Annotated in this window: 21 protein-coding genes; all 21 read left to right on the forward strand. The window is 68.3% G+C overall.

All coding sequences use genetic code 11. The features are described from left to right. Window positions 1-3: 3 nt before the first annotated feature. The 21 genes from AAG801_RS03510 (at window position 4) to tssH (ending at window position 25,984) form a co-directional block, all read left to right on the forward strand. Entirely contained in the window at window positions 4-906 is a 903-nt protein-coding gene (locus AAG801_RS03510; RefSeq protein WP_341887177.1) for a UPF0280 family protein, read from the forward strand. 21 nt (window positions 907-927) lie between these two features. Beyond that, window positions 928-1,569, forward strand: coding sequence for an amino acid synthesis family protein (locus AAG801_RS03515; protein ID WP_319358616.1), 642 nt, complete (start codon window positions 928-930; stop codon window positions 1,567-1,569). A 39-nt stretch (window positions 1,570-1,608) separates the two neighbouring features. Beyond that, window positions 1,609-2,193, forward strand: a complete 585-nt coding sequence (locus AAG801_RS03520; protein ID WP_101493532.1) for an amino acid synthesis family protein — start codon at window positions 1,609-1,611, stop codon at window positions 2,191-2,193. 61 nt (window positions 2,194-2,254) lie between these two features. Then, window positions 2,255-3,460: an ABC transporter substrate-binding protein gene (locus AAG801_RS03525; RefSeq protein WP_099794556.1), complete on the forward strand. Its 1,206-nt coding sequence runs from the start codon at window positions 2,255-2,257 to the stop codon at window positions 3,458-3,460. 80 nt (window positions 3,461-3,540) lie between these two features. Continuing rightward, window positions 3,541-5,469, forward strand: coding sequence for an ABC transporter permease (locus AAG801_RS03530; protein ID WP_341887178.1), 1,929 nt, complete (start codon window positions 3,541-3,543; stop codon window positions 5,467-5,469). After that, window positions 5,466-6,257, forward strand: coding sequence for an ABC transporter ATP-binding protein (locus AAG801_RS03535; RefSeq protein ID WP_341887179.1), 792 nt, complete (start codon window positions 5,466-5,468; stop codon window positions 6,255-6,257). The genes AAG801_RS03530 and AAG801_RS03535 overlap by 4 nt, the downstream gene beginning before the upstream one ends. Then, complete coding sequence (locus tag AAG801_RS03540) at window positions 6,254-6,988, forward strand: ABC transporter ATP-binding protein (protein ID WP_070063547.1); 735 nt, start codon at window positions 6,254-6,256, stop codon at window positions 6,986-6,988. The genes AAG801_RS03535 and AAG801_RS03540 overlap by 4 nt, the downstream gene beginning before the upstream one ends. A gap of 43 nt (window positions 6,989-7,031) precedes the next feature. Beyond that, complete coding sequence (gene pncA / locus AAG801_RS03545) at window positions 7,032-7,760, forward strand: bifunctional nicotinamidase/pyrazinamidase (protein WP_192194426.1); 729 nt, start codon at window positions 7,032-7,034, stop codon at window positions 7,758-7,760. Window positions 7,761-7,823: 63 nt separating this feature from the next. Next, window positions 7,824-8,984 carry an ABC transporter substrate-binding protein gene (locus AAG801_RS03550; protein WP_341887180.1) on the forward strand — a complete coding sequence of 387 codons (1,161 nt, stop codon included), beginning with the start codon at window positions 7,824-7,826 and terminating at the stop codon, window positions 8,982-8,984. After that, window positions 8,962-9,462, forward strand: coding sequence for a (2Fe-2S)-binding protein (locus tag AAG801_RS03555; RefSeq protein WP_341887181.1), 501 nt, complete (start codon window positions 8,962-8,964; stop codon window positions 9,460-9,462). The genes AAG801_RS03550 and AAG801_RS03555 overlap by 23 nt, the downstream gene beginning before the upstream one ends. A 142-nt stretch (window positions 9,463-9,604) precedes the next feature. Further along, window positions 9,605-13,354 carry a molybdopterin cofactor-binding domain-containing protein gene (locus AAG801_RS03560; protein WP_341887182.1) on the forward strand — a complete coding sequence of 1,250 codons (3,750 nt, stop codon included), beginning with the start codon at window positions 9,605-9,607 and terminating at the stop codon, window positions 13,352-13,354. Window positions 13,355-13,425: 71 nt separating this feature from the next. Then, window positions 13,426-14,613, forward strand: a complete 1,188-nt coding sequence (locus AAG801_RS03565) for a fumarylacetoacetate hydrolase family protein (RefSeq protein WP_341887183.1) — start codon at window positions 13,426-13,428, stop codon at window positions 14,611-14,613. Window positions 14,614-14,776: 163 nt separating this feature from the next. Then, a complete protein-coding gene (gene tssA / locus AAG801_RS03570) occupies window positions 14,777-15,838 on the forward strand; it encodes a type VI secretion system protein TssA (RefSeq protein ID WP_341887184.1) in 1,062 nt (353 codons plus the stop codon). 82 nt (window positions 15,839-15,920) lie between these two features. Beyond that, window positions 15,921-16,493, forward strand: a complete 573-nt coding sequence (gene tssB / locus AAG801_RS03575) for a type VI secretion system contractile sheath small subunit (protein WP_341887185.1) — start codon at window positions 15,921-15,923, stop codon at window positions 16,491-16,493. Then, window positions 16,490-17,998, forward strand: a complete 1,509-nt coding sequence (gene tssC / locus AAG801_RS03580; RefSeq protein ID WP_153281189.1) for a type VI secretion system contractile sheath large subunit — start codon at window positions 16,490-16,492, stop codon at window positions 17,996-17,998. The genes tssB and tssC overlap by 4 nt, the downstream gene beginning before the upstream one ends. A 51-nt stretch (window positions 17,999-18,049) precedes the next feature. Continuing rightward, a complete protein-coding gene (locus AAG801_RS03585) occupies window positions 18,050-18,532 on the forward strand; it encodes a type VI secretion system tube protein Hcp (RefSeq protein WP_056583653.1) in 483 nt (160 codons plus the stop codon). Between the two features lie 140 nt (window positions 18,533-18,672). Then, window positions 18,673-19,545: a type VI secretion system accessory protein TagJ gene (locus AAG801_RS03590; RefSeq protein ID WP_341887186.1), complete on the forward strand. Its 873-nt coding sequence runs from the start codon at window positions 18,673-18,675 to the stop codon at window positions 19,543-19,545. Beyond that, window positions 19,542-20,084 carry a type VI secretion system baseplate subunit TssE gene (tssE, locus tag AAG801_RS03595; protein WP_341887187.1) on the forward strand — a complete coding sequence of 181 codons (543 nt, stop codon included), beginning with the start codon at window positions 19,542-19,544 and terminating at the stop codon, window positions 20,082-20,084. The genes AAG801_RS03590 and tssE overlap by 4 nt, the downstream gene beginning before the upstream one ends. A gap of 172 nt (window positions 20,085-20,256) precedes the next feature. Continuing rightward, window positions 20,257-22,128, forward strand: a complete 1,872-nt coding sequence (tssF, locus tag AAG801_RS03600; protein ID WP_341887188.1) for a type VI secretion system baseplate subunit TssF — start codon at window positions 20,257-20,259, stop codon at window positions 22,126-22,128. Next, window positions 22,125-23,285 (forward strand): type VI secretion system baseplate subunit TssG, encoded by a 1,161-nt coding sequence (tssG, locus tag AAG801_RS03605; RefSeq protein WP_341887189.1) that lies wholly within the window; start codon window positions 22,125-22,127, stop codon window positions 23,283-23,285. Before tssF ends, tssG begins: the two co-directional genes overlap by 4 nt. Beyond that, the gene (tssH, locus tag AAG801_RS03610; protein ID WP_341887190.1) at window positions 23,282-25,984 is read left to right on the forward strand and encodes a type VI secretion system ATPase TssH; all 2,703 of its coding nucleotides are present in this window, start codon (window positions 23,282-23,284) and stop codon (window positions 25,982-25,984) included. Before tssG ends, tssH begins: the two co-directional genes overlap by 4 nt. Window positions 25,985-26,001: the final 17 nt, after the last annotated feature.

The raw sequence follows: 26,001 nt of genomic DNA on the forward strand, positions 1-26,001 counted from the left end.
TTCATGTCCGCCCAACGTACAGCGCTCGACGCGAGCCGCTGGCATTTCAACCACGGCCCGATCGACATCGTGGCCGAAGCACACGGCGATCCGTACGCCGTCGCCGCCGCGCACGACGCGGCCTGGGCGCGCTTCGGCCATGTGCTGGATGAACTCGTGCGCGAGCTGCCGCAGCTGCGCCTGCCTGTCACTGAACGTCAGCGCCCGCGCGGCGTGGTCGCGCGGCGCATGTGGGACGCCTGCGACGCGTTTTCGCCGCTGTTCCTCACGCCCATGGCGGCCGTGGCCGGCAGCGTGGCGCAGGAACTCATCGCCTTCTACGACCGGCCCGGCGTCGAGCGCGCGTGGATCAACAACGGCGGCGACATCGCGCTGCACCTCGCGCCTGGCCACTCCGCGCGCGTGGGCGTGTTCGCCGATCTCGCACGCTTCGACTGGCGCGACAGCCGCGTGCTGACCACCGACGGCCAGTTCGAGCTGCACGCCGACCAACCCGTGCGCGGCGTTGCCACCAGCGGCTGGCGCGGGCGCAGCTTCTCGCTGGGCATCGCCGACAGCGTGACGGTGTTGGCCGCCACCGCGGCGCAAGCCGATGCCGCCGCCACCGTGATCGCCAACGCCGTCGATGTGGCCGACGCGCTCATCCAGCGCAAGCCCGCCAGCGACTGCAAGGACGACAGCGACCTCGGCGACACCCTCGTCACCGTCGACGTGCCGACGCTGGCGCCCGCGCAGGTGCACCATGCACTCGATGCGGGCGCGGCCTGTGCCCACGCGCTGCAGAAAAGGGGGCTCGTGTGGGCTGTTCTGCTCGTTTGCCAGGGGCAGTGGCGGCTGGTGGAACCCTTATGCTCGAAGTCGCTGGACGTCGCGCTGCCCGAAGCAGTTGGTTCAGTATTTGCTTAACGAAAAGCAAGGTTCTTTTTCATGATCGAAATCCGTCGCGTCTTCACCCATGTCGAGCACATCCACCACGAGTTCGGCCCGCGTGCCGACACCCCGCTGGTGCGCGGTGCCATCGGCGCGGTGCTGACCAATCCTTTCGCGGGCCGCTACGAGCCCGACATCCTGCCGATGATGGCGCTGCTCGACCCCGTGGGCGTCGACATGGCGCACCAGCTGCACGCCGCCATGGACGTGCCGCTCGAGCAGATCGCCACCTACGGCAAGGGCGCCATCGTCGGTGCCGACGGCGAGCTGGAGCACGGCGCGCTGTGGCATGTGCCCGGCGGCTACGCGATGCGCGAACTGCTCGGCTGGAAGGGCAGCCGCGCCGCCTACACCGCAGGCAAGGCCGAAGAGAAAACCGGCCAGCCCGGCAACGCGCTGTCGATCGTGCCCTCGACCAAGAAGGTCGGCCCGCCCGGCGCCACGCTCGATGTGCCGCTCACCAACATCAACGCCAGCTACGTGCGCGGCCAGTTCGACGCCATCGAAGTGCGCGTGCCCGGTGCGCCCCTGGCCGACGAGATCGTCTTCATCCTCGCGATGAGCACCGGCTACCGCGTGCATGCGCGCGTCGGCGGCCTGCTCGCGAAGGACATCAGCAAGTGGGACGGCCTGCGCTGAGCCCACAAGACAAGAGACAAGACAAGGAACACACAGCACATGACCGCCAACATCCGCAAGCTCGTCATCCAGGTCGATGAAACCCGCAAGGAAATGGGGCAGGACGTGACGCCGCCCACGCGCCGCGCCGTCGCCATCGCCGTCATCGAGAACCCCTACGCCGGCCGCTACAGCGAGAACCTCGACGAACTCATCGCCATCGGCGAAGAGCTCGGCGCGCTGCTCGGCCAGAAGGCTGTGAAGGCGCTGGGCATCGAGCCCGGCCAGGTGCAGAGCTACGGCAAGGCCGCCATCGTCGGCGAGCGTGGCGAGCTGGAGCATGCCGCCGCCATCCTGCATCCCAAGCTGGGCGCACCGCTGCGCGTGGCGGTCGAGAAGGGCGCCGCGCTCGTGCCCTCGGCCAAGAAGCAAGGCACGCTGGGCACCGCCATCGACGTGCCGCTGGGCCATAAAGACGCCGCCTTCGTGCGCAGCCACTTCGACGCCATCGAGGCCCGCGTGGCCGACGCGCCGCGCGCCAACGAAATCGTCGTCGCCGTGGCCGTCACCGACAGCGGCCGTCCGCTGCCGCGCGTCGGCGGGCTGCAAGCCAGCGAAATCAAGGGCGAAGACGGTCTTCGTTGACCTGTCATTGCATCGTCGTTACCGCATCGTGTTTTCTGTTCGAACTTCTAGGAGCTTCCCGATGAATCCATTGCGCCATGTCTTCTGCGCCGCTTCCGTCGTCACGCTGGCTTCGGCCCTGGTCCCCGCGCATGCGCAGGGCGTGATCAAGATCGGCGAAATCAACAGCTACAAGGCGCAGCCCGCCTTCCTCGAGCCCTACAAGAAGGGCATGGAACTCGCGGTCGACGAGATCAACGCCAAGGGCGGCGTCAACGGCAAGAAGCTCGAGCTCATCAGCCGCGACGACAACGCCAACCCCGGCGATGCCGTGCGCGTGGCCGAAGAACTCATCTCGCGCGAGAAGGTCGACGTGCTGGCCGGCGCCTTCCTGTCGAACACGGGCCTGGCGCTGACCGACTTCGCCAAGCAGAAGAAATTCTTCTACCTCGCCGCCGAGCCGCTGACCGACAAGATCGTCTGGAGCAACGGCAACAAGTACACCTACCGCCTGCGCCCCTCGACCTACATGCAGGTCGCGATGCTGGTGCCCGAGGCGGCCAAGCTCAAGAAGAAGCGCTGGGCCATCGTGTACCCCAACTACGAATACGGCCAGTCGTCGGTCGCCACCTTCAAGACCTTGCTGAAGGCTGTGCAGCCCGACGTCGAGTTCGTCGCCGAGCAGGCACCGCCGCTGGGCAAGGTCGATGCGGGCAGCGTGGCGCAGGCCCTGGCCGATGCCAAGCCCGATGCCATCTTCAACGTGCTGTTCGGCGCCGACCTCTCCAAGTTCGTGCGCGAAGGCAACACGCGCGGCCTCTTCAAGGACCGTGAAGTCGTGAGCGTGCTGACCGGCGAGCCCGAGTACCTCGACCCGCTGAAGGACGAGGCCCCCAACGGCTGGATCGTCACCGGCTACCCCTGGTACGGCATCAAGACCGCCGAGCACAAGGCCTTCAACGACGCCTACCAGGCCAAGTTCAAGGACTACCCGCGCCTGGGTTCGGTGGTGGGCTACAGCGCCATCTACTCGATCGCGGCCGGCGTGAAGAAGGCCGGCAGCACCGACACCGAGAAGCTCGTCGCAGCCTTCAAGGGCCTGCAGGTCGACACGCCCTTCGGCAAGATCAGCTATCGCGCCCAGGACAACCAGTCCACCATGGGCGCGTACGTCGGCAAGACCAAGAACGACGGCGGCAAGGGCGTGATGGTCGACTACGTGTACCTCGACGGCGCCAAGTTCCAGCCGACGGACGACGAAGTGAAGAAGATGCGCCCCGCGGACTGATTGCGCGCGGTTCCCGCAACGCGCCTGCCGTCGGTCGATGACGGCGGGGCGCGGTGTCTCCAGTTTCCTCAGGGTCTTTCATGAGCTTTTCAGGCTTCGTTGTTCAGTTGCTCAACGGGTTGGCTGGCGCGTCCTCGCTGTTCTTGGTGGCGGCCGGCTTGTCGTTGATCTTCGGCGTGACGCGCATCGTCAACTTCGCCCATGGGTCGTTCTTCATGGTGGGCATCTACACCGCGTACACGCTCGTCGAGAAGCTCGGCCCGAGCGTGGGCTTCTGGCCTGCGCTGCTGATCGCCGCGCTCGCGGTGGGCGTGCTGGGTGCGCTCATCGAGGTGCTGCTCTTGCGCCGCATCTACAAGGCGCCCGAGCTGTTCCAGCTGCTGGCCACCTTCGCGCTCGTGCTCGTCATCAAGGACGCGGTGCTGTGGCTCTGGGGCCCTGACGAACTGCTCGGCCCGCGCGCGCCGGGCCTCAAGGGCTCGGTCGAAATCCTCGGCCGCCAGTTTCCGTCCTACGACCTGTTCCTGATCGTCGTCGGCCCGCTCGTGCTCGGCCTCGTCTGGCTGCTGCTCACGCGCACGCGCTTCGGCACGCTGGTGCGCGCCGCCACGCAAGACCGCGAGATGGTCAGCGCGCTCGGCGTCAACCAGGCCTGGCTGTTCACCGCCGTGTTCGCGCTCGGCGCACTGCTCGCCGGCCTGGGCGGCGCGTTGCAGCTGCCGCGCGAACCCGCCACGCTCGAGATGGACCTGAACACCATCGGCGCGGCCTTCGTCGTCGTCGTGGTCGGCGGCATGGGCTCGCTGCCCGGCGCCTACGTGGCCGCGCTGCTCATCGCCGAGATCAAGGCCGTGTGCATCTGGCTGGGCGTGGTGCAGATCTTCGGCATCGACGTGTCGTTCTCCAAGCTCACGCTGATGGTCGACTTTCTCGTGATGGCCATCGTGCTGGTGTGGCGTCCGTGGGGCCTGTTCGGCCGGCCGCAGGCGCCGAGCCGCTACGTCGGCATGCAGGAAGAGCCGCTGCGCCCCCCGAGCACCGCCTACATCGTGGCCGCCGCCGGGCTCGCGCTGGTGCTTGCCGCGCTGCCGCTGCTGACGGCCGGCTCGCCCTACACCACGGTGCTGATGATCGACCTGCTGATCGCCGCGCTGTTCGCCACCAGCCTGCACTTCATCATGGGGCCGGCCGGCATGCACTCCTTCGGCCACGCGGCCTACTTCGGCCTCGGGGCCTATGGCGCGGCGCTGCTGGTGCGCACGCTGCATTTGCCGATGGAGCTGGCGCTCGTGGTCGCACCGCTGGTGGCCGCGCTCGGTGCCTTTGTCTACGGCTGGTTCGCTGTGCGGCTGTCGGGCGTGTACCTCGCGATGCTCACGTTGGCCTTTGCGCAGATCACCTGGGCCATCACCTACCAGTGGGACAGCTTCACGGGCGGCAGCAACGGCCTGACCGGCGTGTGGCCTTCGGAATGGCTGTCGAACAAGCAGGTGTACTACTGGCTCACGCTGGTGCTCGTGGGCGCGGGCGTGTGGTGGCTGCGCCGCGTGCTGTTTTCGCCCTTCGGCTATGCGCTGCGCGCGGGCCGCGACTCGGTGCTGCGCGCCGATGCCATCGGCATCGACGTCAAGCGCATGCAGTGGGCGGCCTTCGTCATCGCCGGCACCGTGGCCGGCCTGGCCGGTGCGCTCTACGCGTTCTCCAAGGGCAGCATCTCGCCCGAGAGTTTGTCGGTCGGCAAGTCGGTCGACGGCCTCGTGATGGTGCTGCTGGGCGGCATCCAGACGCTGGCGGGGCCGGTGGTCGGCGCCGTCACCTTCACCTGGCTGCACGACACCGTGGCGCGCAACACCGACTACTGGCGCGCGATGCTCGGCGCCATCATCCTGATCCTGGTGCTGCTGTTCCCGCAGGGCATTGCCGGGTCGATCAAGCAACTCGTCGATCGCTGGCGCACACCGAAGCATGAAACAGACGCAGATGCGAAGCTCAAGGAGGTGAAGGCATGAGCCTCCTCAAAGTAGACAACCTCGGCAAATCGTTCGGCGGCGTGAAGGCCGTGGACGGCATCAGCTTTGAATTGCCCGCGGGCGAACTGCTCGCGCTCATCGGCCCCAACGGTGCCGGCAAGTCGACCACCTTCAACATGGTGAACGGCCAGCTCAAGGCCGACCAGGGCTCGATCACGCTCGACGGCCACGAACTCGTGGGCCGCAAGCCGCGCGAAATCTGGCGCAAGGGCGTGGGCCGCACCTTCCAGATCGCCGAAACCTTCGCCTCGCTCACCGTCGTCGAGAACGTGCAGATGGCGCTGCTCTCGCACGACCACAAGCTGTTCTCGATGTGGCGCCGCGCGGCCGACCACAAGCGCGACGAGGCACTGGCGCTGCTCGACCAGGTCGGCATGAAGGCGCAGGCCGACCGGCCCTGCAGCGTGCTGGCGTACGGCGACGTGAAGCGCGTCGAACTCGCCATCGCCATGGCCAACTCGCCCAAGCTGTTGCTCATGGACGAGCCCACCGCCGGCATGGCGCCCCAGGAGCGCAACTCGCTCATGGCGCTCACCAAGGACCTCGTCATTCAACGCGGCATGGCCGTGCTCTTCACCGAGCACAGCATGGACGTGGTGTTCGCGTACGCCGACCGCATGATCGTGCTGGCACGCGGGCGCCTCATCGCGCAGGGCAAGCCGCTCGAGATCCGCGACCACCCGAAGGTGCAGGAGGTGTATTTCGGCAGCGGCAAGACCTTCGAGAAGATCGCCGAAAAGGCTGCTGCATTGGGAGTTGCCGCATGAGCACACACGAACCTCTTCTGGAAGCCAAGGCGCTGTGCGCCTGGTATGGCGCCGCACAGATCCTTTACGACGTCGACCTCGAAGTGCGGCGCGGCGAAGTCGTCGCGCTCATGGGCCGCAACGGCGCGGGCAAGTCGACCACGCTCAAGACGCTCATCGGCATGCTGAGCAAGCGCCGCGGTGCGGTGCGCTTCCTCGGCCACGACATTTCCAAGAGCGAGCCGCACCACGCAGCGCGCCTGGGCCTGGGCTTCGTGCCCGAAGACCGGCGCGTGTTCACCGACCTCACGGTGATGGAGAACCTCGAGGTCGGCAAGCAGCCCGCGCGCCAGTGGGCCGATGGCACCGCGGCGCCGCTGTGGACGCCCGAGCGCCTGTTCCAGCTGTTCCCCAACCTCGGCGAAATGCCGAACCGCCCGGGTGGCCGCATGAGCGGCGGCGAGCAGCAGATGCTCACCGTCGCGCGCACGCTGATGGGCAACCCGTACCTCGTGCTGCTCGACGAGCCTTCCGAGGGCGTGGCCCCGGTCATCGTCGAGCAGATGGCCAACATGATCCTCGAGCTCAAGGCGCAGGGCGTGAGCATCCTGCTGTCGGAGCAGAACATGCACTTCGCCGAGCTGGTCTCCGATCGCGCCTACGTGCTCGAGAAGGGGCAGATCCGCTACCACGCGACGATGGCCGAGTTGGCGGCCAACGAAGAAGTGCGCAGGGCCTACCTCAGCGTCTGACCGTTTCCTTTCTTCTTTCCCTCAACCCACCGGAGTCCACACCATGCATCGCAGAACCGTCTTGAAGTCCGCCGCTGCCCTTGGGCTCGTCGGCAGCCTCGGCAGCTTTGGGCTCTCGTCCGCTTTCGCGGCCGGCAAGATCAAGCCCGGCGGCAAGGCCGCGCTGATCGTGGTCGATGTGCAGAACTGCTTTCTCGACGGCGGCACGCTCGCGGTGAAGGGGGGCAACGAGGTGATCCCGGTCATCAACGCGCTGGCACCCGCGTTCCAGAACATCGTCGTCACGCAGGACTGGCACACGGCGGGCCACGCCTCCTTCGCGAGCACCTACTCGGGCAAGAAGCCCTTCGAGACGACCAAGCTCAACTACGGCACCCAGGTGCTGTGGCCCGACCACTGCGTGCAGGGCACGGACGACGCCGCGCTCGGCAAGGAGCTGAAGGTGCCGACCGCGCAGCTCATCATCCGCAAGGGCTTCCACAAGGACATGGACAGCTACTCCGCCTTCGAGGAGGCCGACCACAAGACGGCCACGGGTCTGGCCGGCTACCTCAAGGCGCGCGGCATCAAGACCGTGTTCGTCACCGGCCTGGCCACCGACTTCTGCGTGGCCTGGACCGCGATGGACGCGCGCAAGGCCGGCTTCGAGGCCTACGTGATCGAAGACGCCACGCGCGGCATCGACCTCAACGGCTCGCTGGCCGCTGCATGGAAGCAGATGACGGCCAAGGGCGTGAAGCGCATCCAGTCGGGCGACATCCAGGCCGGCTGACGACAAAGTCCGCGGGCCACCGCGGCAACCACGACAACGACAACAACGAAGAGACAGACACGCATGAAGCTTTCGATTTCAAGGCGCACGCTGGTGGCGGGCGGCGCGGCACTGGCGCTCGGCCCCGGCCTGTTGCGGCCGGCGCGCGCGGACAACGGCGTGACCGACAGCACGATCCGCATCGGCCAGTCGGCCGTGTTCAGCGGGCCGGCGAAAGACTTCGGCGTGGACTACCGCGCGGGCATCCAGCTCTACTTCGACCGTGTCAACAAGTCGGGCGGCGTGCATGGCCGCAAGATCGAAATCGTCACCTACGACGACGCTTACGAGCCCGCGAAGACGGCCGTCAACACGGCCAAACTGATCGACGAGGACAAGGTCTTCGCGCTCACCGGCTACGTCGCCACGGGCAACCTCGCGGCCGCGATGCCGCTGGCCGAGAAGGCCGGCGTGCCGATGTTCGCGCCGCTGGTGGGCACCACGTCGTTCCGCACCAAGACGAATCGCTACCTGTTCCACGTGCGCGCGGGTTACGACCTGGAGCTGCGCAAGATCATCAGCCACCTCTCGACCCTGGGCATCCAGTCGATCGCCGTGGTTTATCAAGACAGCGCCTTCGGCAAGTCGAACCTCGCCACCTGCGAGCAGCTGGCCGCCGAATACAAGGTGAAGGTGGTGCAGACGCTGCCCATGGCCATCGCCGCCGAAGACGCGAAGCAGGTGGTCGGCGGGCTGGCCGAAGGCCGCCCCGGCGCCGTCGTGATGATCATGGCCGGGCGCATGACCGAGGTCTTCATCCGCGACTACCGCGCGAGTGGCGCGGCGGCGCCGCTGTACACGCTGTCGGTCGGCATCACCGACGCGGCGGGTTCGGCCAAGCGGCTCGACGGCAAGCTCGCCGGGCTGGTCACGGCCAGCATCGTGCCGCCGCCCGGTGCGCTGCGCGTGCCCATCGTGGCCGACTACCAGCGCGACCGCGCCGAGTTCGGCCAGAAGATCGACAGCTACACCGCGCTCGAGGGCTACATCGTCGCGCGCGTGATGACCGAGGGCCTGCGCCGCGCGGGCAAGGCGCTCACGCGCGACAGCTTCATCGCCGGGCTCGAGAGCATCGGCAGCACGCGCTTCGGCGACTTCCCCATCGACTACAGCGCGAAGAACCACAACGGCTCGACCTTCGTGGACCTGGAGATGTACACCCGTGACGGCCAGTTGCGGCGCTGAGCCGCTGCACCTGCAGGTCAACGGCCGGGCGCACACGCTCACGGGCGTGCCGCGCGAAGCCTCGCTGCTGCACCTGCTGCGCAACGACCTTGGGCTCAATGGCCCGAAGTACGGCTGCGGGCTCGGGCAGTGCGGTGCGTGCACGGTGCATGTCGACGGCGTGGCGGCGCGGTCCTGCGTGATTCCCGCGCATGGCGTGGCAGGGCGCAGCATCACGACGCTCGAAGGCCTGGGCATGCGCGGGCGCTGGCATCCGGTGCAGGCGGCTTTTGAAGATGCGCAGGCTGCGCAGTGCGGCTACTGCCTGAACGGCATGGTCATGCAGGCCGCGGCGCTGCTCGCGCGTGATCCCGGCGCGAGCGAGGCGCGCATCCGCAGCGAGCTGTCGGGCAACCTGTGCCGTTGCGGGACGCACATCGAGATCCTCGATGCGGTGCAGCGTGCGGCGGTGCGCATGCGCGCGGAGACGAAGCCGTGAGCGGTGGGAATTCCCTGTGTTGTTCCCTCTCTCTCTGGGAGAGGGCTAGGGTGAGGGCATCGGCCTTCGCACACGCACAGCCTTTGCCATCGCCGCTGGCCCTCACCCCAACCCTCTCCCAGAGGGAGAGGGGGCAAAACCAATGACGCGCCGCGCCGACCTGCCGCAAACGCGCGCGGAATTTCTCGCCGCCGACGGCGTGCTGCTCGTGGTGCGCGACGCCCCGTCCCCACCACCGCCCGCCAAAGGCCAGCCCGCCTTCATCGCCAGCAACCCCATCGAAGGCGACGAGGTGTTGCTCGCGCTGTGGGACGACGGCAGCGTCTCCGCGCTCAACGGCCACGTCGACCTGGGCACCGGCATCCAGACCGCGCTGGCGCAGATCGTGGCCGAAGAGCTCGACCTCGGCATGCCCTGCGTGCGCATGATGCTCGGCGACACCGCGCGCGCGCCCAACCAGGGCGCGACCATCGCGAGCGCGTCGATCCAGATCCACGCGCAGCCGCTGCGGCTGGCCGCAGCGCAGGCGCGGGCCTGGCTGCTGGCGCGTGCGGCCGAACGGCTGGGCGTGGCCGTCGATGCGCTGCAGGTGCGCAACGGCGTGGTGCGCGTCGCCGAGGCACCAGACCGCCACATCAACTACGCGGACCTCGTGACGCACCAGCGCACCGTGCTGCGGCTCGACCTCGACGCGACACCCAAGAACCCGGCCGACTACCGCCTCGTCGGCACGCGCCAGGCGCGCGTCGACATCCCCGCCAAGCTCGCGGGCGACCTCGTGTTCGTGCACGACATGCGCGTGCCCGGCATGCTGCATGGCCGCGTGGTGCGCCCGCCGTACGCGGGCGCCGACCATGGCGAGTTCATCGGCAACACGCTCGAATCGGTCGACGAATCGTCGATCGCACACATCCCCGGCATCCGCGCCGTGGTCGTGGTCCGCGATTTCGTCGGCATCGTCGCCGAGCGCGAGGAACACGCCGAGCAGGCGATGCGCGAATTGCGCGTGACCTGGAAGCCCTGGCCCGGCATGCCCGACCTGCGCGACGTGGCACAGGCGCTGCGCGACAACCCCTCGACGCAGCGGCTGCTGGTCGACGAGGGCGACGTTGATGGCGCTCTCGCAGCTGCCACGCAGCCGATGCAGCGCACCTACGTGTGGCCGTACCAGATGCACGCGTCCATCGGCCCGTCGTGCGCGCTGGCCGACTGGCAGCCCGCCGATGGCAGCGGCATGCAGCTGCGGTGCTGGGCCGGTTCGCAGAACCCGCACGTGCTGCGCGCCGACCTCGCGAAGCTCATGGGCGTGGACGACGTGCAGGTCGACGTGGTGCGCATGGAGGCCGCGGGCTGCTACGGCCGCAACGGCGCCGACGACGTGGCGGCCGATGCCGCGCTGCTCGCGCGTGCCGTGGGTGCGCCGGTGCGCGTGCAGCTCTCGCGCGAGCAGGAGCATGCGTGGGAGCCCAAGGGCGCCGCGCAACTCATGGAGATCGACGGCGGGCTGATGGCTGACGGTCGCGTCGCCGCTTACGACTTTGAAACCTCGTACCCCTCGAATGGCGCGCCCACGCTGGCGCTGCTGCTCACGCGCACGGTCGAGCCCGTGGCGCAGGCCTACGAGATGGGCGACCGCACCGCGCGCCCGCCCTACAGCTACGACAACCTGCGCGTGAAGGTCAACGACATGGCGCCGATCGTGCGCGCCTCGTGGCTGCGCGGCGTGTCGGCGCTGCCGAGTTCGTTCGCACACGAGTCGTACATCGACGAGCTGGCGACGGCGGCGGGTGTCGACCCGGTGCAGTTCCGCCTGCGGCATCTGGACGACCCGCGCGCCATCGAACTCGTGCAGGCCACCGCGCAGAAGGCCGGCTGGCGCATGCGCACCGGACCGCAGGAGAACGCCGATGGCGGGCTCGGCGAGGGCGGCGACATCCTCTTCGGCCAGGGCTTTGCGTACGCGCGCTACATCCACAGCAAGTGGCCGGGCTTCGGCGCCGCATGGGCTGCGTGGGTGGCCGACGTGGAGGTGAATCGAAAGACCGGCGAGGTGCATGTGCGCCGCGTCGTGGTGGGGCACGACGCGGGGCTGCTGGTCAATCCGGCGGGCGTCGAGCACCAGGTGCACGGCAACGTGATCCAGACCACGAGCCGCGCGCTGATGGAAGAGGTGAAGTTCGCGCCGCAGCAAGGTGCTGCTGCTGGCGGTGCGCAGTTGCCGGGCGTGTTGCCGACCGGCGTGGTCGCGAGCCGCGAGTGGGGCAGCTACCCGATCATCAATTTCCGCGACGTGCCGGTGATCGAGATCATGCACATGCCGCGGCCCGGCGAGCCGTCGCTGGGCGCGGGCGAGTCGTCGTCGGTGCCGGGGACGGCGGCGATTGCGAATGCGATCTTTGATGCGACGGGGGTCAGGTTCAGGTCGCCGCCGTTCACGCCGGAGACGGTGCTGGCCGAGTTGAATCGGGTTTTGCTCCCTCCCCTTCCGGGGGAGGGCGGGGGTGGGGGCGAGCGGCGTTGGAGTGGTGACGCTGCCGTGCCCCCATCCCAACCTTCCCCCGGGAGGGGAAGGAGCAATACAGAAGGCATTTGGCCTCGGCGCAAAGGCCTGTGGGCCACCGGCGCCGCGCTCTTCATCGGCGGCCTCGGCGTCATCGCCGGCCTGCTCGGCTGGCGCTCGGCCATCGCGCCCGTGTCGCTCACCGCACCGGTCTACAGCGAGTCCACCATCGAACGCGGCCGCGTGCTCGCCGCGCTCGGCGACTGCGCCGTGTGCCACACCGCACCCGGCGGCGCGCCCAATGCCGGCGGCCGTGCGATGGAGACGCCCTTCGGCACGCTCTACACGACGAACCTCACGCCCGATGCAGAGACGGGCCTCGGCCGCTGGTCCTTCAGCGCCTTCCAGCGCGCGATGCGCGAAGGCGTCTCGCGCGACGGCCATCACCTGTACCCCGCGTTCCCCTACACCGCCTTCGCGAAGACCAGCGACGACGACCTGCAGGCGCTCTACGCGTACTTCATGGCGATGCCCGCAGTGCGCGCGGAAACGCCCAAGTCCGAACTCAAGTTCCCGTTCAGCCTGCGTCCGCTGATGGCCGGCTGGAACGCGCTGTTCCACGACCCCGCGCCGCTGCAGCCCGTGCCCACGCAGAGTGCCGAGTGGAACCGTGGCGCCTACCTCGTCAACGGCCTGGGCCACTGCGGCGCCTGCCACACGCCGCGCAACGCGCTCGGCGCGGAGCAGGGCGGTAGTGCGGTCCTCTCGGGCGCGATGGTCGATGGCTGGGAAGCGCCCGCGCTCACGCAGCTGTCGAAGGCCGCCGTGCCATGGGCCACCGACGCGCTCTACCGCTACCTGCGCCACGGCCACTCGCCGCGCCACGGCATCGCGGGCGGCCCGATGGCCGAGGTGGTGCGCGAACTCGCGCAGGTGCCCGACGCCGACGTGCGTGCGATGGCCGTCTACCTCGGGTCGTTCAACCCCGAGCCCGTCGCGCAACCGCGGGCGCTCGCGCAGCAGGCCATCGACAACGCCGCGCGCACGCAGGGCCAGCTGCTCGGCCCCGCGCAGCGCATGTTCGACAGCGCGTGCGCGTCGTGCCACCACGACGGCGACGGCCCCACGCTGCTGGGCGTGAACACGCCGCTCGCACTCAACAGCAGCCTCACGAGCACGCGGCCCGACAACCTGCTGCGCACCATCCTCGACGGCGTGCGCGCACCCGCGCACCGCGACATCGGCTTCATGCCGGCGTTCCGCGAGGCGCTCGACGACCGCCAGATCGCCGACCTCGCCGGCTACATGCGCGCCCGCTTCGCACCGCAGGAAGCGGCATGGACCAACCTGCCCGCCGACGTCGCACGCGTGCGGGCCACGCCGAGCCACTGACCCGCTGCGGGCGCGGTTCCGGGGCCGCGGCTACGATGGCGCGCAGCCCTTATTCACGGAGACACCACGCCATGCCACTGAACCTTTCGACCGCTTCCAGCCTGCCCCGCGACGCCGAGCGCGCCACCCTTGTCGGCCGTCTCTGGCAACCCGGCGTGGGCCCGGTGCTGGCGGCCGTGCAGGGCGATGGTCTGCACGACCTGTCGAAGCTCGCACCGACCATGAGCGATTTGCTCGAAGGCAAGGGCTCGCCGGCCGAAGCGGTGCGCGCGGCATTGCAGAGTGGCACCGCGCCTCGCATCGCCGCGCTCGAGGCCGTGCTCGCCAACAGCGACGAGAGCACGCGCGACAGCGGCCAGCCCTGGCTGCTCGCACCGTGCGACCTGCAGGTGGTGAAAGCCAGCGGCGTGACCTTCGTCGCGAGCCTGCTCGAACGCGTGATCGAAGAGCAGGCGCGCGGCGATGCCTCGCGCGCCGAGGCCACGCGCGCGGCCATCGGCGATGTGCTCGGCGACAACCTCGCCGACATCGTGCCGGGCTCGCCCGAAGCCATGAAGGTGAAGGACGTGCTGATCGCGCAGGGCATGTGGTCGCAGTACCTCGAGGTCGGCATCGGCCCCGACGCCGAGGTCTTCACCAAGGCGCCGGTGCTCGCGGCCGTGGGCACGGGTGCCGATGTGGGCATTCACGCGGACTCGGCCTGGAACAACCCCGAGCCCGAGGTCGTGCTTGCGGTGAACAGCCGCGGCGAGACGCTCGGCGCTGCGCTCGGCAACGACGTCAACCTGCGCGACTTCGAAGGCCGCAGCGCACTGCTGTTGGGCAAGGCCAAGGACAACAACGCGTCGTGCGCCATCGGCCCGTTCATCCGTCTGTTCGATGCGCACTTCGGTATTGCCGATGTGCGGCGCATCACGGTCGCACTGAACGTGACGGGCCCCGAGGGCTTCACGCTCGAAGGCTCGAGCTCGCTGTCGAAGATCAGCCGCGATCCGCTCGACCTCGTGGCACAGACACTCAACCGCCACCACGCCTACCCAGACGGTTTCATGTTGTTTCTTGGCACGATGTTCGCGCCGACACAAGACCGTCACGGACCGGGGCAAGGATTCACGCATGTCGTGGGCGATCACGTGCGCATTGCCGCGCCTGAATTGGGCGCACTGAACAACCGCGTGGTGCATGCAGATCAAGCGCCTCGGTGGTCTTTCGGCCTCAGTGCCCTGATGCGCAACTTGGCCACTCGCCAGCTGCTGTAGACCGTATTTCTGCACTTTAAAAGCAGATGTACTTCTTTGGAATTCAGAGGCTGCACTTTGCATTCTGTTGCGGTTGACCATGCTTCTTCTTACCCTCAAGATGACTACCATCGCGAGTGGATAAACAAGGGAGTAGCGGTTGCTGTCGAACGAGATCGATCTGTTGCAGACGCCTGTCGAAGGCCCGCTTCCCTGTGGTGAAGATCTGGAATACGACGCCGATTTCATGGCGTTGCAACAGGCGGCCACGGGCAAGCGCGAGCAACAGTTCGGCGACACGATCATTCCCGCCGAACCGCCCGACTGGGCGCGCGTAGACCGCATCGCACGGCAGCTGTGCCTGCGCACGCGCGACCTGCGCGTGCTGGTGCCGCTCACGCTCGCATGGACCGAAAGCCGCGGCTTGCCCGGCTATGTCGACGGGCTGCGCCAGGTCGATGCGGTGCTGCAGACTTTCTGGAACGACGTGCATCCGCGCGTCGTCGATGGCACGAACGAAGACCCGCTGCCGCGCATGAATGCGCTGGCCGCACTGGCCGAAGCCGAAGGGCTCGGACGCAGCGTGCGCGATGCGCGGCTGCTCGAAGACGGTGGCACGGCCATGAGCCTGCGGCAGGTCGAGGCGCTGCTCGATTCGAGCAAGAGCGACCAGGTGGACTACCCCGGCGGCGTCGGCCGCCTGCGCGAGGCCGCACGCCGCGCACACGACAAGGCGGCAGCGCCCGTGGTGGCCCTGCGTGAGGCTTTGGCACTCCTGCAGCGCATCCGCGAGACCTGCGAGCGCGCGCTGGGCCAGAGTTGGGCGCCCGATTTTTCACGGCTCGAGCGGTCGCTGCGCACCGTGGGCCAGTTGCTGCCGGAGCAGCCGCACAGCGAGGTGCCGCAGGCTTCGGCAGTGGGCAGTGCAGAAGACACAAGCGGTGCGGCGCACGTGCACGCACCCGCCGCGCACGCTGCAGCGGCCCCGCCGATGGCCGCGCGTGCGCTGCGCATTCAAGAGATTGAAATATCGGCCCGTGAAGATGTGCAAGTGTTGTTGGAAAAAGCGTGCGAGTTCCTGGAGCGAACGGAACCGAGCCACCCGGCGCCCATGCTGATCCGCAGGGCCCAGCGGCTGCTGGACCTCAACTTCTTCCAGATCATCGAAGAGCTCGTGCCCGAGGGATTGCAAAAGATAGAAAGCCTTGCCGGCCGCCCGTTGAACGGCGGCACCGCATCGCCCTAGCGGTCGTTGCAGCCGGCGCGTCCGAACGCCCCGGCACCGGCCGACCGGTACGACCCATGCATTCAGTTTCAAGAGGAAGCTTATGGCAGACAACCGTGTCAGAAACAGTGGTCAGAAGTTCATTGCGCGCAACCGGGCGCCGCGCGTGCAGATCGAATACGACGTCGAGATCTACGGCAGCGAACGCAAGATTCAGCTGCCTTTCGTGATGGGCGTCATTGCCGACCTCGCCGGCAAGCAGACCGATCCGATGCCCGACCTCGCGGAGCGCGAGTTCATGGCGGTGGACATCGACAACTTCGACGAGCGCATGAAGTCGATCAAGCCGCGCGTCGCGTTCCAGGTGCCCAACACGCTCACCGGCGAAGGCCAGATGAACGTCGACATCACCTTCGACAGCATGGACGACTTCTCGCCCGCGCGCATTGCACGGCAGGTCGATGCGCTGCAGCAGCTGCTCGAAGCGCGCACCGAGCTGTCGAACCTGCTCTCGTACATGGACGGCAAGAACGGCGCCGAGCAACTCATTGCACAGGCGCTGCAGAACCCGGCGCTGCTCAAGTCGCTGGCGTCCGCGCCCAACCCCGCGGTCGCGCAAGCGGCCGCAGATGCCGCAGCAGCAGCCAAGCAAGCCGACGACAGGACCGCACCATGAGCACCGCATCCCAGCAGAGCGCACGCGCGAAGACCGCGACCGTCGAAGCACTCGAACCCAACGAGTTCTCCGACCTTCTTCAGCGCGAGTTCAAGCCCAAGACCGAGCAGGCGCGCGAGGCGGTCGAGAACGCCGTCAAGACGCTGGCCGTGCAGGCGCTCGAGAACACCGTCACCATCTCGAACGACGCCTACCGCAGCGTGCAGGCCATCATCACGGAGATCGACCGCAAGCTGTCGGAGCAGATCAACCAGATCCTGCACCACGAAGATTTTCAGCAGCTCGAAGGTGCATGGCGCGGCCTGCACTACCTCGTGAACAACACCGAGACCGACGAGCAGCTGAAGATCCGCGTCATGTGTGCATCGAAGCGCGAAGTGGCGCGCTCGCTCAAGCGCCACAAGGGCATCGGCTGGGACCAGAGCCCAATGTTCAAGAAGATCTACGAGGCCGAGTACGGCCAGTTCGGCGGCGAGCCTTTCGGCGCGCTGATTGGCGACTTCCACTTCGACCACAGCCCGCCCGACGTCGAGATGCTCGGCGAGATGGCGAAGATTGCCGCCGCCGCGCACTGCCCCTTCATCGCCGGCGCCTCGCCCACCGTGATGCAGATGGACTCGTGGCAGGAGCTGTCGAACCCGCGCGACCTGACCAAGATCTTCCAGAACACCGAGCACACCGCATGGCGCTCGCTGCGCGATTCGGAAGACGCGCGCTACATCGGCCTGGCCATGCCGCGCTTCCTGGCGCGCCTGCCCTACGGTGCGCGCACCAACCCGGTCGACGAGTTCGAGTTCGAGGAAGAAACCGATTCGGCGCTGCACACGCGCTACACCTGGGCCAACTCGGCCTATGCGATGGGCGTGAACATCAACCGCTCGTTCAAGCAGTACGGCTGGTGCACGTCGATCCGCGGCGTGGAGTCGGGCGGCGCGGTCGAGAACCTGCCCACCCACACCTTCCCGACCGACGACGGCGGCGTCGACATGAAGTGCCCGACCGAGATCGCCATCAGCGACCGGCGCGAGGCCGAGCTGGCCAAGAACGGCTTCATGCCGCTGGTGCACCGCAAGAACTCCGACTTCGCGGCCTTCATCGGCGCGCAATCGTTGCAGCAGCCGGCCGAGTACTACGACGCCGATGCCTCGGCCAACGCCAACCTCGCGGCGCGCCTGCCGTACCTGTTCGCATGCTGCCGTTTCGCGCACTACCTGAAGTGCATCGTGCGCGACAAGATCGGCTCGTTCCGCGAGCGCGAGGACATGGAGCGCTGGCTCAACGACTGGATCATGAACTACGTCGACGGCAGCCCCGGCACCTCGTCGCAGGACACGAAGGCCATGAAGCCGCTGGCGGCGGCCGAGGTCCAGGTGGAAGCCATCGAAGACAACCCCGGCTACTACGCCGCCAAGTTTTTTCTCCGGCCGCACTACCAGCTCGAAGGGCTCACGGTGTCGTTGCGGCTGGTTTCGAAGCTGCCGTCCAACAAGAAGGACAGCAGCTAATTCCACTGTCCCGCTACCGGGCAATTCATCGATAACTTTTGGGGGTCAATCATGGCAGTAGACATGTTCATGCGCGTCGAGGGAGCAAACGGTGAGTCCAAAGACTCGAACCACAAGGACTGGACCGACATCAAGTCGTTTGCATGGGGTGCGACGCAGCCTGGCAACATGGTCAGCGGCGGTGGCGGCGGCGTGGGCAAGGCCAGCTTCAACGACCTGCAGGTGCTCGCGCGCATCGACAAGGCCGCGCCTTCCGTGCTCAAGAACTGCGCGAGCGGCAAGCACCTGAGCAAGGTCGAAGTGGCCGTGTGCAAGGCCGGCGGCTCGCAGATCGAATACACGCGCGTCACGCTCGAAGAGGTGCTGGTCACCTCGGTGCAGTACACGGCCGAGCAGGGCTCGGACGCCGTCTTCGTGCAGTACGCCTTCCAGGCCGCGAAGGTGAAACAGCAGTACTGGGAACAGACCGACAAGGGCGGCAAGGGCGCCGAGACGGTGCTGGGCTGGAACATCAAGGAAAACAAGGAAGCCTGATTTCCTTCTTGCGCGGCGGGGCCGTGGCCTGCATGGCCATGCAGCCCTCGCCGGCGGTCTACAGCCGTTTGTCTGTCTCTTGCGGCGGCCCTTCGCGGCGCGCCGCCTTTCACCTTTCAGCCAGTCAACGGGGAAGTTTCATGGGCGATGGGTTTGCAGTGCTGGGCGAGCGCTCCGTGGCCGAGCACACCGAATGGGTACAGCGGCAGATCCGCGCCAGTCCCCAGAACGCCGGCCTGCGCCTTGCCCTGTGCCACTTCCTCGCGCTGCGCGGCGAATGGCAGCGGGCCGAAGACCAGCTCAAGCTCGCGACCAAGCTCGACCCCACGTTCACGCCGGCCAGCGTGACCTGCGCGATGGCGCTGCGGGGTGAGCAAGCGCGCAGCGACTTCTGGGCCGGCGGCGGACGCACGCCGGCCATCGTCTCGGGCAATGCCGACTGGGTCGAGCAGCTGCTGAGCGCCGCCGCGCTGCCTGCCGAGCGCGCCGACGAAGCCGCCGCACTGCGCGAGGCCGTGCGCGACGCTGCCCCCGCGCTGCAAGGCACGCTGACCACCATCGACCGCTCCGACGCGCGCGGCGTGCAGGCGCTCGACGGCGAGCCCACCGCGCACAGCGACTTCGCCTGGCTGTGCGACGGCGACGCGCGCATCGGTGCGGTGCTCGAACTGTTCACGCCCTCGGGCTATGCGTGGCTGCCATTGCCGGCGGTGCGCCGCATCAAGTTCTCGCGCCCGCAGCATCTGGTCGACCTGTTGTGGGCGCCGGCCGAGATCGAGCTGCACGACGGCCGCGGCCTCAGCGCCCTGGTGCCCGTGCGCTACCCGGGCGCGCTCGACCGCCTCGACGACGAGACCGCGCTGGGCCGCCGCACCGACTGGCAACCGCTCGCGGGCGACGACCAGTTCGCGGGCATCGGCCAGCGCACGCTGATCAGCGAGGCCGGCGACCACTCGCTGCTCGACCTGCGGCGCATCGAGTTCGAAGCGGCAGCGGAAGGCGCGGCGCCATGAGTCCCGCCACCACCGACCTCGACGGCGACGCACAAGAGAGCGTCGCGCGCGACCGCCTGCAGCCGGTGCTGCTCGACCGCCTCACCGACAAGGCGCCGCAGAACGGCCAGGAGCGCGCAGGCGCCTTCCTCATGAGCGGCAAGCTGCTGCGCGACTCGGTGCTGCGCGACCTGCAGTGGCTGCTCAACACCACCAACTTCGGCGCCGACCACCGCATCAACGGCATGCCGCGCGCACGCGGCTCGGTGGTGAACTACGGCGTGCGCGGCTGGGCCGGCGGGCGCATGTCGGAGGTCGACTTCGCCGACGTCGAAGCGGCCATCCGCGCAGCCATCATCGACTTCGAGCCGCGCATCATGAAGGACAGCATCGACGTGCGCTGCGTGACCGATGCGACCGACCTGGAGCACCACAACCTGCTCGCGCTGGAGATCCGCGGCACGCTGTGGTCGGTGCCGTACCCGATCGAGTTCATCCTGCGTTCGGAGCTGGACCTTGAAAGCGGGCATATGGTGCTGCGGCCGACGGGAGGGCTGTGATGCGATTGGCCTCTTTCTCACCGGCTCCCCGGAATTACTCCCTCTCCCTCTGGGAGAGGGCGGGGGTGAGGGCCGACGGCCTTGCAACGGGTGGCTGCGTCCTCGAGGCCGCAACCCTCACCCTAACCCTCTCCCGCACGCGGGAGAGGGAACAACGCGGGGGGCGCAGCTAGTGGACGCCAAGCTCCTCGACTACTACAACCGCGAGCTCACCTACATGCACGAGCTCGGGGCCGAGTTCGCGCAGCGTTACCCGAAGATCGCGGGCCGCCTGGGCATGCGCGGCATCGAGGTCAGCGATCCGTATGTGGAGCGCCTGCTCGAAGGCTTCAGCTTTCTCACGGCGCGCATCCAGCTCAAGATGGACGCGGAGTTTCCGCGCTTCTCGCAGCGCCTGTTGGAGGTGGTGTACCCCAACTTCCTCGCGCCGCTGCCCGCGATGGCCGTGGTGCAGATCGACGGCAACCTCAACGAAGGCTCGCTGAAAGCGGGCTACGAACTGCCGCGCCATACGCTGCTGCGCGGTCGCATGATCAAGGGCGAGCAGACGGCGTGCGAGTTCCGTACGGGCCACGCCGTCACGCTGTGGCCGATCAGGATCGCCGACGCCAGCCTGGGCCCCGTGCCGGCCGAGATCGCGCATGCGCTGCCGATGGCGGCGCGCCAGGCGAAGAGCGCCATCACGATCAAGCTCGAAGCCGTGGGCGGCGCACGCTTTGCCGAGATGCCGCTGGAGCGGCTCGAGTTCTTTCTCTCGGGCGCCGAGCTGCATGCGCTGCGCGTGCTCGAACTGGTTGCTCACCACAGCGTGGCCACCGTGTGCCGCGCGGGCCCCGGCAGCACGGCGCGCATCGTGCCGCTGGGCGACGAGGCGATCCGCCACGAGGGCTTCGACCCCGAGCAGTCGCTGCTGCCCTACGACGCGCGCTCGTTCCAGGGCTACCGCCTGCTGCACGAGTACTTCGCCTTTCCCGAGCGCTACCTGTTCTTCAGCGTGAAGAATTTACGCGCGGCGGCCTCGGCCATCGGCGGCACCACGATGGAGATCGTGATCCTGCTCGACCGCGCCGACGCCGACCTGGAGCGGCTGGTCGATGCCAAGCACTTCTCGCTGTTCTGCACGCCCATCATCAACCTCGTGCCGCGCCGCAGCGACCGCATCCCGGTCGGGCCGGGCCAGCACGAGCACCACGCGGTGATCGACCGCACACGCCCGCGCGACTTCGAGATATTCACCGTCGAGCGCGTCACGGGCCACATGGCGAACGGCTCGGAGGAGCGCGAGTTCCGGCCCTTCCTCGGTTCGTTCGCGTCCGACGACGGCGACTTCGGCGCCTACTTCTCGCTGCGCCGCGAGCCGCGCCTGGTGTCCGACCGCGCGCGTGCGCAGGGCACGCGCACCAGCTACACGGGCAGCGAGGTGTATGTGTCGCTGGTCGACCAGCACGACGCACCGTTCCCGCACAGCCTGCGCCACATCACGATCGACGCGCTGTGCACCAACCGCGACCTGCCGCTGCTGCTGCCCACCGGTCTGGAGTCGGACTTCACCTTGCGCGTGTCGGCACCGGTGCGCGGCGTGCGCATCCTGCGCGGCCCGTCGCGGCCGTACCCGGCGCTGGCCGAAGGTGCGCTCACGTGGCGCCTCATCAGCCACCTGGGCCTCAACTACCTGAGCCTGACCGACGTCGATGCCACGCAGGGCGCCGCCGCGCTGCGCGAGATGCTCGACCTGTACGGCAACTTGGCCGACCCGGCCGTGCGCCGGCAGATCCAGGGCGTGCGCTCGATGGCGCTGGGGCCGGTGTTCCGCCGCCTGCCCGAGCCGGGCCCGATCGTGTTCGGGCGTGGCGTGGAGATTGCGCTGCAGATCGACGAGGTTGCGTTCTCGGGCGCGAGCCCGTACCTGTTCGGTGCCGTGCTGGAGCAGTTCTTCAGCCGGCATGTGTCGCTCAATGCGTTCACCGAGTTCGCGTTGTCGAGTTTGCAGCGCGGCGAGATCGCACGCTGGACCCCGCGCGTGGGACGCCGCCCCGCCGTATGAGCACGACCGGCCTCACCGACGACACGATGCCGCGCGTGCTGCCGGCAGAGGCCGAGGTGCGCGACGAGGCGACTGGTGAAGCGCGGGCCCGCACGAAAGCGAAGGCGAAGACCACGCCGCGCCGCGGCGTGCCCGAAGCCGACCCCGTGCTGTGGGCCCAGCTCGTCGAGCAGCCCTTCGAGCACGACCTGTTCATGCTGCTGCGCCGGCTCGATGCGCAAGGCGACCATCCGCTGCTGGGCCGCGCGCCGCGCCCGCTCGACGAGCCGCTGCGGCTGGGGCAGGAGCCTTCGATGGCCTTTGCGCCGTCGAACGTGTCGGGCGTCGAGGTCGACCACGACGGCGCGCCGCGCATCTCAATCTACGGCTTCGGCCTGTTCGGTCCCAACGGCCCGCTGCCACTGCACCTGACCGAGTACGCACGCGAGCGCAAGCGCCACCATGCCGACAACACCCTGAGCGCGTTCGCCGACCTGTTCCATCACCGGCTGATCCTGCTGTTCTACCGCGCCTGGGCCGACGCGCAATCGGTCAACAGCCTGGACCGCCCCGACGGCCATCGCTTCGTCGACTACGTGGCCAGCCTCATGAACATGGGGCAGCCCGGCCTGAAGGCGCGCGACCGCATTGCCGACCACGCGCGCACCCACATGGCCGGGCACCTGGTGCGCCAGACGCGCAACCCCGAAGGCCTCATCCAGATCCTGCGCCTGTACTTCGACGTGCCCGTGCGCGTGGTCGAGTTCGTGGGCGACTGGGTGCGCATCGACGAGCGCCAGGTCAGCCGCATCGGCCTGCTCGGGCGCAACCACCGGCTCGGCAGCGGCGCCACCATCGGGCTGGCGGTGCGCGATGCGCAGAGCAAGTTCCGCCTCGAACTCGGCCCGCTGTCGCAACAGCAGTTCCGCGAGTTCCTGCCGGGCAGTCCGCGGCTGCAGCAGGTGGTCGACTGGGTGCGCCAGTACGTCGGCATCGAATTCGCCTGGGAGCTGCGGCTGGTGCTCAGCAAGCCCGAGGCGCGCGGCATGCGGCTGAGCAGCGACCAGCGCCTGGGCTGGGGCAGCTGGCTCGGCACGCGCCTGTCCGACACCGACGCCGGCGACATGGTGTTCCAGCCCGAGGCGCTCTTTTCCCGCAACGCACCGGCACCTTCATGACCGACATCCGCCGCGTCTCTCTCTTTTCGAAACTGAATCCGATGCTCTACAAGGCATTGGAGACCGCCACTGCGTTCGCCAAGCTGCGCGGCAATGCCTACGTCGAACTCGTGCACTGGCTGCACCAGATCCTGCAGCTGCAGGACAGCGACCTGCTGCGCATCGTGAAGCGCGCCGGGCTCAATCTCGATGCGGTCGAGCAGGACCTCGTGCGCGCCCTCGACCGCCTGCCGCACGGTGCCACGTCGATCAGCGACATCTCCGAGCACGTCGACCACGCCGTCGAGCGCGCGTGGGTGTACGCGAGCCTGCGCTTCGAGGCCACCTCGATCCGCGGTGCCTACCTGCTTGCCGGCATCGTCAAGACGCCGGGCCTGCGCCAGGTGCTCTCGGGCATCTCGCGCGAGTTCGACAAGCTCGTGCCCGATGTGCTGGTCGCGCAGCTCGCGGCGTGGACCGAAGGTTCGCCGGAAGACGACTACGACGCCGCGTCGGATGCGGGCACAGGCGCACCCGTTGCGCAGCACCAGGGCGATGCGCCCGCCGCCGGCGGCTCGGCGCTCGCCAAGTACGCGAGCGACCTCACGGCCAAGGCGCGCGCGGGCGAGCTCGACCCCGTGTACGGCCGCGACGACGAGATCCGCCAGATCGTCGACATCCTCATGCGCCGCCGCCAGAACAACCCGCTGCTCACCGGCGAGGCCGGTGTCGGCAAGACGGCGGTGGTCGAAGGCCTGGCCTCGCGCCTGGCCGCAGGCGACGTGCCGCCTTCGCTGAAGGACGTGTCGCTGTGGGTGCTCGACCCCACGCTGCTGCAGGCCGGCGCGGGCGTGAAGGGCGAGTTCGAGCAGCGGCTGCGCCAGGTGATCGACGAGGTCGAGAAAAGCCCCAAGCCCATCGTGCTGTTCGTCGACGAAGTGCACACGCTGGTCGGCGCGGGCGGCACGGCCGGCACCGGCGATGCGGCCAATTTGCTCAAGCCTGCGCTTGCGCGCGGGCGGCTGCGCACCATCGGCGCGACGACGTGGTCGGAGTACAAGAAGTACATCGAGAAAGACCCGGCGCTCACGCGGCGCTTCCAGACCATCCAGGTGCACGAGCCCACCGAGCCCAAGGCCGTGGTCATGCTGCGCGGCATCTCGGCCGAGCTGGAAAAACACCACGGCGTGCTCATCCTCGATGCCGCGCTCGAAGCGGCCGTGAGCCTGTCGCACCGCTACATTCCCGCGCGCCAGTTGCCCGACAAGGCCGTGAGCCTGCTCGACACGGCGTGTGCGCGCGTGGCGCTGAGCCAGCATGCGCTGCCGGCGGCACTCGAAGATTTGAAGCGGCGCATCGAGGTGCTGGGCATCGAGTCCGGCATCGCGGGGCGTGAGGCGGCGATCGGCGTCGGCGAGCACCAGCGCGTCGAAGACATCGCCGCGCAAGTGGCGGCGGCGCAGGCCGAACTCGCGCTGCTGGAGCAGCGGCGCGTGGAAGAGGCCGCGCTGGTCGAGCGCATCGTCGCGCTGCGCAAGCTGCTGTCGCCTGCGGCGGTGCCGGTGCAGGCGGAAGTGGAAGACAACCACGAAGAAGCGCCCGCCGAGCCCGAGCGGATACCCGAGGAAATCCGCGCCGAACTCAACGAGGCACAAGACCAGCTCGTGCAGCTGCAAGGCGAGACACCGCTCATCCTCGCGGCCGTCGATGCACAGGCCGTCGCCACCGTGGTGGCTGACTGGACCGGCATTCCCATCGGCCGCATGGTGCGCGACGATGCGCAGTCGGTGCTGCGGCTCGGCGACATTCTGTCGGCCCGCGTGGTCGCGCAGCCCGATGCGCTGGAGACCATCTCGCGGCGCATCCGCACCGCGCGTGCGCGGCTGGACAACCCCAACAAGCCCGTCGGCGTGTTCCTGCTCTGCGGCCCCTCGGGCGTCGGCAAGACCGAGACCGCGCTCGCGCTGTCGGAGGCGCTGTACGGCGGCGAGCAGAACCTCGTCACCATCAACATGAGCGAGTTCCAGGAGTCGCACACCGTCTCCACGCTCAAGGGCGCACCGCCCGGCTACGTGGGCTACGGCGAAGGCGGCGTGCTCACCGAGGCCGTGCGCCGCCGGCCCTACAGCGTCGTGCTGCTCGACGAGATCGAGAAGGCGCACCCCGACGTGCACGAGATCTTCTTCCAGGTCTTCGACAAGGGCTGGATGGAAGACGGCGAAGGTCGGCACATCGACTTCCGCAACACCGTGATCATCATGACGTCGAACGTCGGCACCGACCTCGTCATGCAGCTGTGCGAAGACCCGACGTTGCGCCCCGACCCCGAGCCGTTGGCCGCCGCGTTGCGCGAGCCGCTGCTCAAGGTGTTTGCGCCCGCGCTGCTCGGGCGGCTCGTGGTCGTGCCTTACTACCCGCTGCAGGCCGATGCGCTGCACCGGATCATTCGCCTGCAGCTGGACCGCATCGCGGCGCGCCTGCAGGCCAACCACGGCATTGCATTGGCTTACAACGACAGCGCCGTCGCGCTTGTCGCACGCCGCTGCACGGCCATAGAGTCGGGTGGCCGGATGATCGACGCGATCCTCACGCACACCATCCTGCCCCGACTGAGCGAAGAAGTCATCGGCGCCACCGTCAGTGCGCGCAAGCTCGCCGGCGTTCAGCTGGGTGCAGCAGGCGACGACTTCCAGTACGAGTTTTCAGAACGCCCCGCGTAGACACCAGGGAGAGCCGC

The sequence above is a fragment of the Variovorax sp. YR752 genome (assembly GCF_943372545.1).

Bases quoted from the DNA above. Each gene is read 5' to 3' on its own strand.
- tssC (WP_153281189.1), top strand. From the start codon at position 16,490: ATGAGCACCGCATCCCAGCAGAGCGCACGCGCGAAGACCGCGACCGTC.
- tssG (WP_341887189.1), top strand. From the start codon at position 22,125: ATGAGCACGACCGGCCTCACCGACGACACGATGCCGCGCGTGCTGCCG.
- AAG801_RS03510 (WP_341887177.1), top strand. From the start codon at position 4: ATGTCCGCCCAACGTACAGCGCTCGACGCGAGCCGCTGGCATTTCAAC.
- pncA (WP_192194426.1), top strand. From the start codon at position 7,032: ATGCATCGCAGAACCGTCTTGAAGTCCGCCGCTGCCCTTGGGCTCGTC.
- AAG801_RS03565 (WP_341887183.1), top strand. From the start codon at position 13,426: ATGCCACTGAACCTTTCGACCGCTTCCAGCCTGCCCCGCGACGCCGAG.
- AAG801_RS03535 (WP_341887179.1), top strand. From the start codon at position 5,466: ATGAGCCTCCTCAAAGTAGACAACCTCGGCAAATCGTTCGGCGGCGTG.
- AAG801_RS03520 (WP_101493532.1), top strand. From the start codon at position 1,609: ATGACCGCCAACATCCGCAAGCTCGTCATCCAGGTCGATGAAACCCGC.
- tssE (WP_341887187.1), top strand. From the start codon at position 19,542: ATGAGTCCCGCCACCACCGACCTCGACGGCGACGCACAAGAGAGCGTC.
- AAG801_RS03515 (WP_319358616.1), top strand. From the start codon at position 928: ATGATCGAAATCCGTCGCGTCTTCACCCATGTCGAGCACATCCACCAC.
- AAG801_RS03540 (WP_070063547.1), top strand. From the start codon at position 6,254: ATGAGCACACACGAACCTCTTCTGGAAGCCAAGGCGCTGTGCGCCTGG.
- AAG801_RS03585 (WP_056583653.1), top strand. From the start codon at position 18,050: ATGGCAGTAGACATGTTCATGCGCGTCGAGGGAGCAAACGGTGAGTCC.
- AAG801_RS03530 (WP_341887178.1), top strand. From the start codon at position 3,541: ATGAGCTTTTCAGGCTTCGTTGTTCAGTTGCTCAACGGGTTGGCTGGC.
- AAG801_RS03525 (WP_099794556.1), top strand. From the start codon at position 2,255: ATGAATCCATTGCGCCATGTCTTCTGCGCCGCTTCCGTCGTCACGCTG.
- AAG801_RS03550 (WP_341887180.1), top strand. From the start codon at position 7,824: ATGAAGCTTTCGATTTCAAGGCGCACGCTGGTGGCGGGCGGCGCGGCA.
- AAG801_RS03560 (WP_341887182.1), top strand. From the start codon at position 9,605: ATGACGCGCCGCGCCGACCTGCCGCAAACGCGCGCGGAATTTCTCGCC.
- tssB (WP_341887185.1), top strand. From the start codon at position 15,921: ATGGCAGACAACCGTGTCAGAAACAGTGGTCAGAAGTTCATTGCGCGC.
- tssH (WP_341887190.1), top strand. From the start codon at position 23,282: ATGACCGACATCCGCCGCGTCTCTCTCTTTTCGAAACTGAATCCGATG.
- AAG801_RS03590 (WP_341887186.1), top strand. From the start codon at position 18,673: ATGGGCGATGGGTTTGCAGTGCTGGGCGAGCGCTCCGTGGCCGAGCAC.